Origin of the sequence: Gordonia sp. VNK21, from assembly GCF_046098115.1 — a bacterium.
Taxonomy (GTDB): domain Bacteria; phylum Actinomycetota; class Actinomycetes; order Mycobacteriales; family Mycobacteriaceae; genus Gordonia.
Genome location: NZ_JBJURU010000001.1, coordinates 357044 through 372112, shown reverse-complemented (window position 1 = coordinate 372112; position 15069 = coordinate 357044). Strand labels below are relative to the sequence as shown.

The 15069-nt window shown below is 70.4% G+C and carries 13 protein-coding genes and 1 pseudogene; 5 read left to right on the top strand and 9 right to left on the bottom strand.

The window, feature by feature from the left end:
- From ACJMNC_RS01870 to ACJMNC_RS01860, 3 genes are all read right to left on the bottom strand, one after another.
- The coding region (locus ACJMNC_RS01870) for an ABC transporter ATP-binding protein (protein ID WP_408946250.1) at positions 1 to 523 on the bottom strand (523 nt) is incomplete at its 3' end.
- A 4-nt stretch (positions 524 to 527) separates the two neighbouring features.
- Positions 528 to 1568 carry a FecCD family ABC transporter permease gene (locus ACJMNC_RS01865; protein ID WP_408946249.1) on the bottom strand — a complete coding sequence of 347 codons (1041 nt, stop codon included), beginning with the start codon at positions 1566 to 1568 and terminating at the stop codon, positions 528 to 530.
- A complete protein-coding gene (locus tag ACJMNC_RS01860; RefSeq protein ID WP_408946248.1) occupies positions 1565 to 2599 on the bottom strand; it encodes a hemin ABC transporter substrate-binding protein in 1035 nt (344 codons plus the stop codon). Before ACJMNC_RS01860 ends, ACJMNC_RS01865 begins: the two co-directional genes overlap by 4 nt.
- Positions 2600 to 2688: 89 nt before the next feature.
- On the opposite strand from ACJMNC_RS01860, the gene map reads away from it, so the two are divergent.
- A complete protein-coding gene (gene map, locus ACJMNC_RS01855) occupies positions 2689 to 3555 on the top strand; it encodes a type I methionyl aminopeptidase (protein ID WP_408946247.1) in 867 nt (288 codons plus the stop codon).
- Between the two features lie 32 nt (positions 3556 to 3587).
- Here the strand turns inward: map and ACJMNC_RS01850 are convergent, their stop codons facing one another.
- Positions 3588 to 4739 (bottom strand): serine/threonine-protein kinase, encoded by a 1152-nt coding sequence (locus ACJMNC_RS01850; RefSeq protein WP_408946246.1) that lies wholly within the window; start codon positions 4737 to 4739, stop codon positions 3588 to 3590.
- A gap of 134 nt (positions 4740 to 4873) precedes the next feature.
- Between ACJMNC_RS01850 and ACJMNC_RS01845 the strand changes: the two genes are divergently transcribed.
- Both ACJMNC_RS01845 and ACJMNC_RS01840 read left to right on the top strand, forming a co-directional pair.
- On the top strand, positions 4874 to 6427 hold the full coding sequence (locus ACJMNC_RS01845) for a cobyric acid synthase (RefSeq protein WP_408946245.1): 1554 nt from the start codon (positions 4874 to 4876) through the stop codon (positions 6425 to 6427).
- Positions 6409 to 7236, top strand: a complete 828-nt coding sequence (locus ACJMNC_RS01840; RefSeq protein WP_408946244.1) for an alpha/beta fold hydrolase — start codon at positions 6409 to 6411, stop codon at positions 7234 to 7236. Before ACJMNC_RS01845 ends, ACJMNC_RS01840 begins: the two co-directional genes overlap by 19 nt.
- Positions 7237 to 7262: 26 nt before the next feature.
- On the opposite strand, the gene ACJMNC_RS01835 is transcribed toward ACJMNC_RS01840, so the two are convergent.
- The 3 genes and pseudogenes from ACJMNC_RS01835 to ACJMNC_RS01825 all read right to left on the bottom strand — a co-directional run bounded on the left by ACJMNC_RS01835 (position 7263) and on the right by ACJMNC_RS01825 (position 10160).
- Positions 7263 to 8798 carry an FAD-dependent oxidoreductase gene (locus ACJMNC_RS01835; protein ID WP_408946243.1) on the bottom strand — a complete coding sequence of 512 codons (1536 nt, stop codon included), beginning with the start codon at positions 8796 to 8798 and terminating at the stop codon, positions 7263 to 7265.
- Positions 8795 to 9623: pseudogene (locus tag ACJMNC_RS01830) on the bottom strand (FAD:protein FMN transferase). The gene ACJMNC_RS01835 and the pseudogene ACJMNC_RS01830 overlap by 4 nt, the downstream one beginning before the upstream one ends.
- 84 nt (positions 9624 to 9707) lie before the next feature.
- Entirely contained in the window at positions 9708 to 10160 is a 453-nt protein-coding gene (locus ACJMNC_RS01825; RefSeq protein WP_408946242.1) for a calcium-binding protein, read from the bottom strand.
- Positions 10161 to 10298: 138 nt separating this feature from the next.
- On the opposite strand from ACJMNC_RS01825, the gene ACJMNC_RS01820 reads away from it, so the two are divergent.
- A complete protein-coding gene (locus ACJMNC_RS01820; protein WP_408946241.1) occupies positions 10299 to 10880 on the top strand; it encodes a dihydrofolate reductase family protein in 582 nt (193 codons plus the stop codon).
- A 54-nt stretch (positions 10881 to 10934) separates the two neighbouring features.
- On the opposite strand, the gene ACJMNC_RS01815 is transcribed toward ACJMNC_RS01820, so the two are convergent.
- Together ACJMNC_RS01815 and ACJMNC_RS01810 are read right to left on the bottom strand one after the other, a co-directional pair.
- The gene (locus tag ACJMNC_RS01815; RefSeq protein WP_408946240.1) at positions 10935 to 12326 is read right to left on the bottom strand and encodes a mycothione reductase; all 1392 of its coding nucleotides are present in this window, start codon (positions 12324 to 12326) and stop codon (positions 10935 to 10937) included.
- The gene (locus tag ACJMNC_RS01810; RefSeq protein ID WP_408946239.1) at positions 12323 to 13384 is read right to left on the bottom strand and encodes an alpha/beta hydrolase; all 1062 of its coding nucleotides are present in this window, start codon (positions 13382 to 13384) and stop codon (positions 12323 to 12325) included. The genes ACJMNC_RS01815 and ACJMNC_RS01810 overlap by 4 nt, the downstream gene beginning before the upstream one ends.
- Positions 13385 to 13540: 156 nt before the next feature.
- Here ACJMNC_RS01810 and mqo point away from each other — a divergent pair, with 156 nt between their 5' ends.
- A complete protein-coding gene (mqo, locus tag ACJMNC_RS01805; RefSeq protein ID WP_408946238.1) occupies positions 13541 to 15049 on the top strand; it encodes a malate dehydrogenase (quinone) in 1509 nt (502 codons plus the stop codon).
- Positions 15050 to 15069 lie beyond the last annotated feature (20 nt).

The following is a 15069-nucleotide window of genomic DNA, read 5'->3' as shown; positions in this document are numbered from 1 at the left end:
CCGTGGGCTCGTCGAGCAGCATCACCGGGGCGTCCTGGGCCAGGGCCCGGGCCACCGAGACCCGGGCCTGCGGGCCGCCGGAGAGCTCCGGGAACGGGCGGGTGAGCAGCTCGCCGATCTGGCAGGCGGCCACGGCATCGTCGATGATCTCCTCGTTGAGCCGCGCCTGGGGGGTGCGCGTCCACGGGTAGCGGCCCAGTTCGCCCACCTCGCGCACCGTGAACGGGGTGTCGATGCGGTTGGTCTGCGTGACCATCGACCGGTAGCGGGCCAGATCGCGCATGGACAGGGCGTCCACCGGCTGCTCGCCGATGTGCACCGAGCCGGATTCGGGGGAGCGGATACCCGCCAGGACGGACAGCAGCGTCGACTTGCCGCAGCCGTTGGGCCCGACCAGGGCCAGGATCTGCCCCGGACGGGCGGTCAGACTCACCCCGCGCAGGACCGGGCGCCCGCCCAGACCCAGGTGGACGTCGTCCGCGTGCAGCGGCAGGCCGGTGGTCGTCGATGTCGGCTCGGTCATTCTCTCACCACCCCGTCCGAGCGGTGCGGCGCAGCAGGACGAAGAAGATCGGGCCGCCGATCAGCGAGGTGAGCATGCCCAGCGGGAGTTCGCCGTTGGTGAGGGTGCGAGCGCCCAGGTCGGCGGCCGCGATGCACAGGGCGCCGCCGAGGACCGAGGCGGGCAGCAGTACCCGGTGCCGCGGCCCTACCAGCAGACGCATCACGTGCGGCACGACCAGGCCGACGAACATCACGATGCCGGTGAAGGCGACCGCGGCGGCGGTGAGGATGGCCACCAGCACGATCACCTGCCGGCGGACCACCTCGACGTTCACCCCGAGCGAGGCGGCCTGGATCTCGCCGAGGGCGAGCAGGTCGAGTTTGTTCACCAGGACCGCCGAGCCGGCGATACCGGCGACCACCAACGGGGCCACCACCTGCACCTGGGTCCAGGAGATGCCGCCGGCCAGCGAGCCGAGCTGCCAGAAGACGATCTGCTCGCGGGTCGCGGTGTCGGAGACGGTCGTCAGGTAAGAGATGATGCCCATGGCGAAGGCGTTCACCGCGATACCGGTCAGCACGATCATCACGATCGAGGCGCCGCCCTCGCGCATGCTCAGCACGTAGACGGCGAAGGTGGTGAACAGTCCGAAGAGGGCCGCGCTGCCGGCCAGTGCCCAGCCGTTGACGCCGGTGCCACCGATGACCAGCGCGAGACAGGCGCCCACGGCGGCGCCCGACGAGACGCCGATGATGCCCGGCTCGGCGAGCGGATTGGACAGCATGCCCTGCAGCAGGCAGCCGCCGGCGCCGAGTGCGGCACCGACCAGCAGGCCCATCACGATGCGCGGGAACCGGGATACCCAGAGGGCGTTCTCGCCCTGCGGATCCGAGGGCAGTGGACCGATGTTCAGGTGCCAGTGGTGCGCGAGGGAGCCGAGCACCTCGGCGGGGGAGACGTGCACCTGACCGACGCCGGCCGAGAAGACGACCACCACCGCCAGCAGCAGTGCGGTGAGAATCAGCACCCAGGCCGTGCGGCCGGCGCTGCCGATCCGGCTCACCGGTAGATCGCCTTGGCCAGCGACGAGAGCACCAGCCCGGTGTCGGGGCCGAAGGAGAGGATCTGCGAGTCGTCCATCTCGACTATGCGGCGCGCCTGACCGGCCTTGGTGCCGGCCACCGCGGGCAGCGCGAGCACCTTGTCCATGCCGCCGAGCGAGTCGGCGCCGTGGGTCATCACCAGGATCACGTCGGGGTTGGCCCGCATCATCGATTCGGTGGAGACCTGGGTGAAGGCCGAGGTGAGACCCGCTTTGGTGCCGGCATCCTGTCCGCCGAGTTCGGCGATCAGGTCGTCGGCGCCGGACCCGGGCCCGGCGAGCAGGATGAGCCGCTCGCCGCGGATGTACAGGAATGCCATGACCGGATCCCCGGTCGGATCGGGGAGTTGCGCCTTCGCCTGGTCGATCTGGGCCTGGGTGCGCTCGACCAGCTGGTCGCCGCCGGTCTCGGCGTGCAGGGCGGCGGCGACGGTGCGGATCACCTCCGGGGTGTTGGCGACGCTGCGCTCGGCGGTCACCTCGACGACCCGGATGCCGGCCTCGCGCAACTGATCGAGAACGCCCTTGGGGGTGGAGTCGTTGCCGGCGATCACCATCGTCGGATTGGCGGCCAGCACCTTCTCGGTGACGATGGCGTGCCGGTCGGTGACCACCGGCAGTTTCTGCGCGCCCGGGAAGGTGGTCGACTCGCCGCGAGCGACCACATGCGATCCGAAGCCGAGGGCCCAGACGATCTCCGCGAGGGTGTTGTTGCGGTCGAGGGCGATGATGCGCTCGGTGTCCGGCGTGATCCGCGGGACGGCCTGCACCGGCACCGGATCGGCGTCGGGCAGAGTGGCCACCTGGGGGCCGTCGGAGCGCAATGTCGAACTCGGGTCCAGGCTGTGTCCGCCGGTGGCGATCGGTGCCGTCGAACACGCCGCCAGAACCGCGATCAGGGCGGCGGCGAACAGAGCGAGAACGGAGCGGCGGATCGTCGGCCGGAGCGATGCCGGGTGGCGGGAGGCGGCGTGCTGCGGTGCCGTGCGCAAATCGGTTTCCTGCTTTCCATGCGATCTTTAGGTCAACCTTACCGCCGTGGATTCGGGCGCCCGTCACCCACGGTCGTAGACTTCCGGTCATGACTGTGCGCGCACCTCTGACCCCTGGAACGGTTTCCCCCACACTGCCGGTGCCGGATTCGATCGAGCGGCCGGAATACGCGTGGAAGCCGACGGTCGACGAGGGGCACGAGCCGTGGGTGCAGACCCCGGAGACCATCGAGAAGATGCGGCTGGCCGGCAAGATCGCGGCGAACGCACTGGCCGAGGCGGGCCGGGCGGTGGCGCCGGGGGTGACCACCGACGAGCTCGACCGGATCGCCCACGAGTACATGATCGATCACGGCGCATACCCGTCGACGCTGGGCTACAAGGGATTTCCCAAGTCCTGCTGCACCTCGCTCAACGAGGTGATCTGTCACGGCATCCCGGACTCGACGGTCGTGCAGGACGGCGACATCGTCAACATCGACGTGACTGCCTACATCGACGGCGTGCACGGCGACACCAACGCCACGTTCCTGGCCGGCGACGTCTCCACCGAGCATCGGGAACTGGTCGAGCGCACCCGGATCGCCACCGAACGAGCCATCAAAGCGGTCAAACCGGGCCGCGAACTCAATGTGGTGGGCCGGGTGATCGAGGCCTACGCGCACCGCTTCGGCTACAACGTGGTGCGCGACTTCACCGGGCACGGCATCGGTGAGACCTTTCACAACGGGCTGGTCGTGCTGCACTACGACGAGCCGAGCGTGGACACCGTGATCGAACCGGGCATGGTCTTCACCATCGAGCCCATGATCAACCTGGGCTCGCTCGACTGGGAGATGTGGGACGACGATTGGACCGTGCTCACCGTCGACCGTCGCTGGACGGCCCAGTTCGAGCACACGCTGGTGGTCACCGACACCGGCGCCGAGGTCCTGACCCTCCCGGACGAGAACTGAGTCCCGTCCGGGCGGGAACTGGGCGTGCGCCGTCAGCCGGCGGCGCGTGCGGCGGTGTCCAGCACCGGCACGACCGGCTGCGGCGCACCGTCGTCGTGGCGGCCGCTGTCGCGGGTGGCCAGCGCGATCGCCCCGCCGATCACCATCGCCGCGATGATCGCCGCCAGCACGGCCAGCAGAATCGTGGTGCGGTTGTCCGCCGACGGGGTGCGGCCGGGCCCGGTGACCGGCGGCATGGGCGGCCGTGACGGCGGGGTGCTCGCCGTCGGCGGAGGCGCTGTGATCGGGCGGGAGACCGGCGGGACGGCGGTCCGCGGCGCACTGGGCGGCCCGGCCGGAGTCTGAGCGGGCAGCGCACCCGAGCCCGGCCGGCCGATCGCTCCGCGCAGCGCGGAGACGAACGCGGCGCATGAGGGATAGCGCTGCTCGGGCCGTTTGGCCAGCGCCCGGGCGATCACCGGGTCGAACGGGGCGAGCTGCGGCGCCTGCCGGCTCGGCGGCGGCGGCGCATCGGTGGTCTGCGCCTTGATCAGCGCGGCGGGACTGCCCGAGAAGATCTGCGTGCCGGTGAGCAGCTGGTAGGCGGTGGCCGCCAGCGAATACTGGTCGGCGGCGCCGGTCGGCTCGTGGCCCTCGATGGTCTCCGGCGCCGAATACGCCAGGGTGCCGATGAAACTGCCGGCGGCCGTCAGCGAGGTGGCGCCGGCGAGCCGGGCGATGCCGAAGTCGAGGACCGTGACCCGGTCGAGCTGGCCGGAGTCGTCGCGGTGGACCTGGATGTTGCCGGGTTTGACGTCCCGGTGGATCACCCCGCGCGAATGGGCGTAGTCGAGAGCGGCCGCGACCCGCTCGAGGACGGCGAGCGCCTCGCCGACCGGCATCGGCCCGGCATCGGTGAGGTCGTGCCCGGCCAGATACTGCATGGTGAACCAGGGTGTGCCGTCGTCGATCCCGTGGTGGTAGATCGTCACGATGTGCGGGTGGTCGAGCGACGCCGCAGTCCGCGCCTCCAGGGAGAATCGCCGCCCGAAGTCGCCGGCGGCGTCCATCGACAGCACCTTGAGTGCCTCCTGGCGCTCGAGATGCGGATTGTGCACCAGATAGACGCTGCCCATGCCGCCCCGGCCGAGCAGATCCTGCACCTGGTAGCCGGCGAAGTCCTCGCCGATCACCGGCTGGTTCATCCCCTCACCCCGTTCGCTGTGCTCCGACCACCGCGCCGCGACTGGCCCCGGCGCCGATGTCCGGAATCGTATCCGGCGCACCCGGACGCCGGGACGAGGTGGGTACGAACCCGGGCCTATAGGCTGATGTGCTGATGAGCGCCATGCGGGGCGCGCTGATGGTCGGAGGGACCAGCAGCGACGCCGGAAAGAGTCTGATCGTGGCCGGCCTGTGCCGGGCGCTGGCCCGGGACGGTGTGGCCGTCGCGCCGTTCAAGGCGCAGAACATGTCCAACAATTCCGTGGTCACCCTCGACGGCGGTGAGATCGGCCGGGCCCAGGCGCTGCAGGCGCAGGCCTGCGGTCTCGAACCGGACACCCGGTTCAATCCGGTGCTCCTCAAACCGGGCAGCGACCGGCGCTCCCAGGTGGTGGTCCGGGGACGGGCCGTCGGCGATGTGGGCGCCCTGGACTATCAGCAGTGGCGCCGCCGGCTGGCCGGACTGGTGCAGGACGAACTGGCCGGACTGCGCCGCGACTTCGACGTGGTGATCTGCGAAGGCGCCGGGTCGATCGCCGAGATCAACCTGCGGGCCACCGACATCGCCAACCTGGGGCTGGCCCGGGCGGCGGGGCTGCCGGTGCTGCTGGTGGCCGATATCGACCGGGGCGGCAGCCTGGCCGGGCTGTTCGGCACCACCGCGATCCTGGATCCGGAGGATCAGGCGCTCGTCGTCGGCTACGCGATCAACAAGTTCCGGGGCGACGCCCGCATCCTGGAGCCGGGGCTGAGTGCGCTGGCCGAACGCACCGGCCGGCCCACCCTCGGGGTGATCCCGTTCTCCGACGAGGTGTGGATCGACGCCGAGGACTCGCTGCAGCTGGCCGTCGGCCGGCGGGTGGGCGGCCCACTGCGCGGCTCGGGGGGTCCGCGGCTGTCGGTGGCGGCGATCCGGTTGCCGAGGATCTCCAACAGCACCGACGTCGAGGCGCTGGCCTGCGAGCCCGATGTGGACGTGACCTGGGTGGACGATCCAGGCTCGGTGGCCGCTGCGGATCTGGCCGTGCTGCCCGGCAGCCGGGCCACGGTCTCGGACCTGGCCTGGTTGCGTGCGCGCGGGATCGACGCGGCGCTGACCGCCCGCGCGGCGGCCGGCCGGCCGGTGCTGGGCATCTGCGGCGGATTCCAGATGCTCGGGACCGAGATCGTCGACGACGTCGAGTCGGGCGCCGGGCGGGTGCCGGGACTCGGTCTGCTGGACCTGCAGATCGTCTTCGAGCCGGTCAAGACCCTGCGCCGCACCCGCTCGCACTGGACCGGACCGGGCGGCGCGATCGCCTTGTCCGGCTATGAGATCCATCACGGCCGGGTCGCCCGGAGCGCCGAGGAGCCGTGGCTGGTCGAGGAGCAGTCCGGCCCGGAGGGAGCCCGCCGGGAGGCGGTCTTCGGCACCCACTGCCACGGTCTGCTCGAGAGCGACGAGTTCCGGCGCGCCCTGCTGGGCGAGGTCGCCGCACGGGTGGGACGCGCCGGTTTCGCCCCGGATCCGGCGCTGACGGTGACCGCGGTCCGCGAGGCCCAGCTCGATCACCTCGCCGATCTGGTGTCGTCCGGCCTGGACATGGCCGCCGTCCACAGATTGATCACAGATGGCGCGCCACCGCTGCCCGCCGTCCTAAGCTGGCTGTCGTGGAGCCCGAGCACCTGAAGGTCGAACACGACGGCCTGATCTTCGACGTCACCCGCAGCGGCCCCGCCCGCGGACCCTGGGTGGTGCTGCTGCACGGCTTTCCCGTCGATTCGCGGTGCTACGACGCGGTGATTCCGCGGGTCCACGACGCCGGCCTGCGAACCGTGACCATCGATCAGCGCGGCTACAGCCCGGGTGCGCGGCCCGAGGCGGTCGAGGACTACACCCTCGACAAGCTCACCGGCGACGTGCTCGGGGTGCTCGGTCACCTCAACATCGCCTATTCGATGATCGTGGGACACGACTGGGGCGGCATCGTCGCCTGGCAGCTGGCGGCGAAGAACCCGGACCGGTTCACCGGCCTGGTCGCGGTCAGCACCGGCCACCCGTCGGCGATGCGCGATGCGCTGGCCGCAGGCAGTGATCAGCGGGAGCGCTCGGCCTACATCAAGGACTTCATCGCCGAGGGGGCCGAGGAGACGCTCGCCGCCCGCAACGGGGTGCTGTTGCGCCGTTCGGGGGTGCCAGCCGACGAGCTCTCCTCGGTGCTCGAGCCGGGCGCGATGACCGGTCCGCTCAACTGGTACCGGGCCAACTTCACCGGCGACATCGCGCAGGCACTGGCCTGCCCGCCGGTGGAGATTCCCACCACCATGCTGTGGAGCGACGCCGACGCGGCGCTCGGCCGCGAGCAGGCCGAGTTCTCCGGCCGCTACGTCTACTCGGACTTCCGTTTCTCGGTCCTCGACGGGGTGGATCACTGGGTGCCCGAGCACGCCCCCGAGCAGCTGGCCAGCGAGATCGCGCTGCGCTCGTCCTGGTTCTAGGCCGTATCGCGTTTCGCGCCGGGGTTTCAGTAGCCGAGGAACGAGTCCCGGTGCAGCCGTAGCGGATTGCGCCGCAGAGTGGGGTCGAGGCGGCGGACCGCGGCGGCCGCCGCGTCGACGAAGGCGGGCGTGCCCGACAGGTAGTAGTGCGCGCCCGGCGAGGGCTCGCCGATGAGCTGGTGCAGTTGCTCGAAGCCGTCGGTGCCTGCGGCGAGTTCCGGGGCGATCAGCACGTGCACCTCGGCCCCGGCCTCGCGGGCGAGCCGCAGATCGTCGCCGTAGACCTCGCGGCCGGCCGCCCGGAGCACATGGATCAGCGTGATGCCCGCGAGCTGCCCGGACTCGCCGGCGGCCCGCACCATCGAGAGCATCGGGGTGATGCCGATGCCGGAGGCGATCATCACCGTCGCCGCACCGGCGCGGCCGTGCGGGACGAAGTCGCCGCCGATGTCGTCGAGCAGCAGCGCGGTGGTGCGGCCCGTGATCAGGCCGGCCTTCCACGGGGACGCCGGATCGCTTGCGGTGAAGGAGAACTCCGGCGCCTGGCCGGGGGCGTTGGCGAACGAGAAGACGCGCCGGGAGCGCTGCCACAGCGGTGCCGACCAGGTGGGTGCGCTGACGGTGGCCCACTGTCCGGGCCGGAAGCGCGGCGCGCTGCCGGCCGGGACGGTGCGCACCAGATGGGTGCGGTCGGCGGTGGACTCGACGGCGGTCACCGTCAGCCGGCTGCGTCGCGCCGAGCCGTCGCCCAGCCGCACGGCGAAGGTGAAGAGCGAGCCGATCAGCAGGGCGATCTCCGGTACGAACTCGAGCGTGTACGCGTCGCTGACCTCGACGGCCTGCTGGCAGTACATGAGGGCGCCCACGCCCGCCCCGTAGAGCATGCGCAGACCACGGGTCGGCGGGGCGGTGAGCGGCTCGGGCAGCATGATGGCCGCGACGAAGAACAGCGGACTCGACTGCAGCCACATGGAGATCTCGCCGCCGTCGGCCGTTTCCCGCACGATCCACATCGTCACCAGGGCGGTGGCGAGGAAGGCCAGCGCCAGCGGCCACCGGCGCAGCACGGTCACCACGATCGCGCCGATCACCGCCATCGGCCACAGCAGCTGTTCGGAGGCGATCCACCAGGTGGGGAAGGTGACCTCGCCCACGCCGGCGTAGGCGAGCGCATAGGCGGTCACCGCACCGGCCACCGCCGGATTCACGATGAGCCGGCGCCGCCAGGCGAGAACGTACTTGCTCGCACAACCGGCGGCGCAGGCGATCACCAGGCTCACCGTGGTGGCGGTGTCGGCGGCAGGGGGCATGACGAAGACCAGGATGAGGGCCGTGATGGCCCACGAGTCCGCACCGGGCGGCACCCGCACCAGCAGGCCGCCCAGAGCGCTCACCAGGTAGCAGGTGACCAGCGCCAGCGCCGCGGAGACGGCCAGATCGCCGGGGACGGCGACGAACTCGTCGTCGACGCCGGCGGCGACGAAGGCCGCGGCCAGCAGCAGGACCAGCGCGAGCAGGACGGTGCGGTGGCCGGTGAGCCAGGACGGCAGCAGACGGTTCACGTGAAGAGCTCCAGAGTCTCGAAGGCGGCGTGGTCGACGGCGCCGGTGCCGCGGACCACGAGGTGCCCGAACGGCTGGTTCAGGCGAGCGCGCAGAGTGTCGGCCGGGACGAAGAACAGTGCGGTGGCCAGCCCGTCGGCGATGAGAGCGGACGGAGCGACCGCCCAGCTGGCGAGGACCTCGCGCGCAGGTGCGGTGGTGTGCGGGTCGACGATGTGGTGCCATCCGGCCCAGGCGCGCCGGTTGCCGGCGGAGGCGCAGACGGACCCGCCGCGCAGCGCGGTGAGGCCGATGGCCTTCGCCGGGTCCAGCGGATGCTCGAGCGCCACCCGCACCGGCTGTGCGCGCGCCGAGAAGACCATGTCCCCGCCGGCGTCGACGATCCACTCGTCGCAGTATCCGTCGACGATGTCCGCGACCCGGTCGACGGCGAACCCCTTGCCCGCGGCGCCCACATCCAGCAGGACCGGCTCGCGCAGCTGCAGATGGTCGCCGTGATCGATCAGCACCGCGTCCCAGTCGGGGACCGGCCGGACGGTCTCACGCGGGACGAGCGAGTACTGCGCGTCGTAGCCGGCGTCGGCGAGGGTCACGCCGACGAGCGGGGTCACCGAGCCGCCGGTACCAGTCGAGCAGCGGCCGGTCGGCGGGGTCGATCGGATAGCACCCGGCGCGCCGCGACATCTCGGCGACCCGGGAGTCCGGCCGGAAACGCGACCAGCGGGTGTCGATCCGGGCGAGTTCAGCGGTGACCAGTGCGCGGGCGCCGTCGTCCAACGGGACGTCGGTGGTCACCGTCCAGCGCGTACCGATCGCCTCGAACACCCAGTCCTGACCGGTGGGTGGGCCCGCCGGGGCCGGTGGTGTGGGCCGGTGCAGGCCCGGCGGGACCGATTCGGCGCGCACGGGTCAGCTGAGCGCCTGCGACTTGATCTCGTCGATCGCCTCGTTGAATCCGGCGGAGGTGAGCGACGAACCGGCCACCTTGGACACGTCCAGATCGTCGATGTTCTTGCCGACCACCAGAGCGTCGATACCGCTGGCGAACTTGTCCTGGAAGGTCGCCGAGGTGCCCTTGGCGTAGCTGTGATTCAGGTCCAGGGCGGTCACGACGTTGTTGTCGAGGGTGACCGTGACGCCCACCTTCTGCAGGCCGCCGGGGGAGTTGTAGGTGCCGGTGGCGGTGTATTCGCCGTTCTTGTAGTCGGCGTGCTCGGTGGTGCCGGTGGTGCCGCTGGTGCTCGAGTCGGCCGAGTCTCCGGAATCGGAGTCGCTGCAGCCGGCCAGCGCCAGGCCGACGACGGCGGCCGTCGCAGCAAGGCCGGAGGTACGGGCGACAGCGGTGCGGGTGGTGGAGTTCATGATTTCCGATTCTGCCGTTTTGAGGCGGTCGACGCACCATCCGAACACTGTTATTTAGGTAACCCTCAGCAAACTGGCAGAAACGGCGCATCCGGCCGGACTGTCGACACCGGCGGCAGCGGAGTCGACAATCGAATCATGAAGCGTGTCACGTACTCGATGTCGATGTCCCTGGACGGCTACATCAAGGGACCGGACGGCTCCTTCGACTGGGGCCGGCCCGGAGCGGAGACCTTCGCCGTGGCGACCGACGAGGTGCGCGGCCTGCACACCCATCTGATGGGCCGGAACCTGTACGAGACGATGACCTACTGGGAGACGGCCGGCACGCCCGGAAGCGGCGTCGAACTCGATGCGGCGGAGGATGAGTTCGCGACGCTCTGGAAGGCGCTGCCGAAGGTGGTGTTCACGTCTACCCCCGTTGAGCTGGTGGGGAACACCAGGCTCGCCCTTGCCGATCTCGCGGCCGAGATCGAGCGGGTGCGCCGCGAGCCCGGTGAAGGTGACATCGCGATAGGCGGCGCTGCGCTCGCTGCGGCGGCCGCCGACGCAGGGCTGATCGACGAGTACCGGATCCGGGTCTTCCCGGTCCTGGTGGGCGGCGGCACTCCCTTCTTCGCGCGCGGAGAGAGATTCGCGGAGCTGGACCTACGTGAGCAGCGGACTCTCGACGGCGAGATCGCCTATCTGCGCTATGCGGTCATCCGCGCAGCGCGGTGAAGCCGTCGGACGCCGCCACGAACCACCTGCCCGGCTCCGGCACCTCCGTCATGGCTACAGCTCGAGTCCGAGCAGTGCATTCTCCAGCACCTCGGGCATGGCCGGATGAATCCAGTACTGCCCGCGAGCCATCGCATCGGCGCGCAGCCCGAAACTCATCGCCTGAATCGCGGGCTGGATCACCGTCGACGCCTGCGGCCCCATGATGTGCACGCCGAGCAGCCGGCCGGTACCGCGCTCGGCGATCACCTTGCAGAAGCCGGTGGTGTCCTCCATCGCCCAGCCGTAGGCCACGTCGCCGTAGGCCTGCACCTTGACCGTGGCATCGAGACCCTGTTCGCGCACCTGCTCCTCGGTGAGCCCCACCGAGGCGATCTGCGGATGCGTGAACACCGCGAACGGCACGTACCGGTGATCGATGGACTGCAGTGCCCCGTCCCAGCCGGCCACCAGATTGTGCTGCACCACCCGCTGCTCGTGGTTGGCGACGTGCTTGAGCTGGTACGGCGACGAGACGTCGCCGAGCGCCCACACCCCGCGGGCCGGGGTCCGGCCGTGCACATCGGTGGGCACCCGGCCGTCCTCGGTCAGCGTGATCCCGATGCTGTCCAGATTCAGCCGGTCACCGTTCGGGGTCCGCCCGGTGGCCACCAGCAGGATGTCGGCGTCGATGTGCGTGCCGTCCGCACAGCTCAGACGCACGCCGTCGGCGCCGAGATCCAGGGCGCCGACGATGGTCTCGTTCAGCCGGACGTCCCACTGCTCGCTCGCGACCTGCGTGAACCGGCTGCTGACGTCGGCGTCCATCGCCCGCAGCAGCGCTCCGCTGCGCGCGATCACCGTCACCTGGCTGCCCAGCGACGAGAAGACGTGTGCGAACTCGGCGGCGATGTAGCCGCTGCCCAGGATCGCCACCCGCCCCGGCAGCTCGGGCAGCCGCATGACGTCGTTGTTGGTGTAGTACCGGACCCCGGAATCGGCGATCGGCTCAGGCACCATCGAGCGCGCGCCCGCGGCGATCACCACCTCCGATGCCAGCACCACCGCGTCGTCGGTCACCAGCCGGTAGCGGTCGCCCTCGCGGCCGTCGAAACGCACATGCGCGTCGTAGACGGTGATGTTCTCGCAGTCCTCCACCCGGTAGCGCTTCCCGCCGGCCGAGATCGGATCGATCCGGCTGAACACCCGGTCGACGATCTCGCTCCAGCGCACCCCGGTCAGTGTTCCGTCGACGCCGTAGCGCGCCGATTCGGCGACGGTGGCGGCCACATCGGCCGCGTAGACGAACATCTTGGTGGGGATGCAGCCCACGTTCAGGCAGGTGCCGCCGTAGACGCCCTCCTCGAAGATCGCGATGGACCGGTCGGCCAGACGCTCGTCGGGGATCGAGTTCCCGCTGCCCGAGCCGATCACGGCCAGATCCACCAGCTGCGGTGCGCCGGTCACGACACGGCCCCGTCCTGCTCGCCGATCGTCTCGTCGCGGTCCGCATCGACCTCCGAGCGCAGCCAGTCGCCGACGGTGGAGTAGGCCAGCCGGCGCGGCGCATCCTGCGACAGGAAGACGTCGTGCCGCGCGTCCGGGATCGCCACCGACAGCACCCGGCGGCTCAGGAACGGTGACCACTGCGCGATCTGCTTGACGTCGAGCACACAGTCCGCGGTGTCGACGGCCACGTCGTACTGCTTCTTGAATCGGGACTTGTCCGAGCGCAGCACCAGGGCGGGCACACCCGCGTCGATGTGCCCGGACTGCACCGCCAGCTGGCCCTGCCGGACGGCGTGGAGCCAGCCGAAGGTCACCGGGAAGCCGTTGAGCGGCTTGCGGTCGAGGTCGTACGACCATTCGCCGTGGGCGCTCTCGTGCAGGCTCTCGCCGTACGCCGAGGACAGCTCGCGCGGCACCACGGTCTTGCCCCGCAGCCGTCCGACGGCACCGATCAGGGCGGTGGCCGGGGCGCTGCGCAGCGCCGCCTCGCCCTGCAGATCCAGCCAGGGACTGTTCAGGACGAGGCCGACCACCCGGCGATGCCGCTGCGCGTCGGTCCGCCGCAGCCGGTCCAGCCACAGCGGGGTGATCAGCCCTCCCGTCGAATGCGCGGCCACCAGCACCCGCTGCGGGGAGTCGTTCGCGGCCAGCTCCTCGGTGATGATGTCGAGCGCCTGGTCGAGTTCTTCGTCGTAGATCGCCAGATCGGAGATGTAGTGCGGCTGATGATGGTTGGCCAGCGAGCGTCCGGCCTTGCGCAGATCCAGCCCGTAGAAGGCGTAGCCGAGCCGGTGATAGAAGTCGGCCATCTCCTCCTGGAAGAAGTAGTCGGTGAAACCGTGCACGTAGAGCACGGCCCCGCGCGGGGAGTCCGGTGCCCCGGGCTTGCGGACCAGGGTCGCGACGATCGGGTCCTCGCCGTCGTGATCCTGGTTCAGCGCCAGAGTCAGCAGTTCGTATCGGTCCAGGAAATGATCGGGTCGCCAGTTGTGCGGCAGAGTGTCGGTGGGGCTCACGCCACCAGCTTAGACAGGGCGGCGGGGGTGCCCGGGAGCTGTCGCCCATCCCACACTTGCGCACACCGATGCACTCGGCGGGGCGATGATGGTGGACAATGGTCTGCGAAAACGACCCGACCCTTGCGGTCCTGCTGGTGGAAGTGAGCACGCGACGTGGCGCAAACGGTGATCAAGACGAACGTGGCCCTGGTGGGCGCCGGAATCATGAGCGCGACCCTGGGTGCGCTGATCCGGCAGTTGGAGCCCACGTGGTCGATCAGCCTGTTCGAGCGGCTCGACGCCGCCGCCGCCGAGAGCAGCGACCCGTGGAACAATGCGGGCACCGGCCACTCGGCCCTGTGCGAGCTCAACTACAGCCCGCTCGGCGCCGACGGCACCATCGACCCGGCCAAGGCGCTCGGCATCAACGAGCAGTTTCAGGTCTCCCGCCAGTTCTGGTCGTACGGCGTGGACAAGGGCCTGCTCGGCAAGCCCGACGAGTTCATCAACCCGATCCCGCACGTCAGCTTCTGCCACGGCGCCGCCGGCGTCGAATACCTGCGCAAGCGGTACGACGCCCTGTCCCGGCACACCCTCTTCGAGGGCATGGAGTACATCACCGACGAGACCGAGTTCGCCGACCGTCTGCCGCTGATGGGCGCCGGCCGCGACTACAGCGACCCGGTGGCGCTCAACTGGTTCACCCAGGGCACCGACGTCGACTTCGGCGCGCTCACCCAGCAGCTCCTCGGCTTCGTCGGCCGTGACCAGAACCTGTACTTCGGTCACGAGGTGCGCAATCTCTCGCAGGAGAAGGACGGCAGCTGGATCCTCAAGATCCGCAACACCCGCAGCGGCGAGACCCTCAAGGTGCACGCCGACTTCGTCTTCGTCGGCGCCGGCGGCGGTGCCCTGCACCTGCTGCAGAAGTCCGGTATCGCCGAGGCCAAGGGCTTCGGCGGCTTCCCGGTCAGCGGCGAGTTCTTCCGGTGCACCAACCCCGAGCTCATCGAGCAGCATTCGGCCAAGGTGTACGGCCAGGCGGCCGTCGGTGCCCCGCCGATGTCCGTGCCCCACCTGGACACCCGCGTGATCAACGGTGACAAGGGGCTGCTCTTCGGTCCGTTCGCGGGCTGGTCGCCCAAGTTCCTCAAGACCGGCAGCTTCATGGATCTGCCCAACTCGATCCGGCCGTCCAACCTGCTGCCGATGATGAACGTCGGCCTCACCGAGTTCGGCCTGGTCAAGTACCTGGTCGGCGAACTCGCGGCCAGCCGCACCGACCAGGTGCGGACGCTGCAGGAGTTCTACCCGCGGGCCGACGGCGCCGACTGGGAGATGATCACCGCCGGCCAGCGCGTACAGGTGATCCGCAAGAACGGCGTGGGCGGCGGCCTGGAGTTCGGTACCGCCGTGGTGGCGGCCGGCGACGGCACCATCGCCGGTCTGCTGGGCGCCTCGCCGGGGGCGTCCACCGCGGTCCCGGCCATGCTGAACGTGCTCCAGCAGTGCTTCGGCGCCCGGTTCGACGGCTGGAAGTCCAAGCTCACCGAGATGATTCCGTCGTACGGGCAGAAGCTCAACGACAACCCGGAGCTGTTCGCCCAGATCTGGGACTGGACCAACTCGAGCCTGCAGCTGACCACGGCCGGCCGGCACGAGGCTCCCGAGCCGGTCGCCTGATCACGGTGCGAGACCACTCG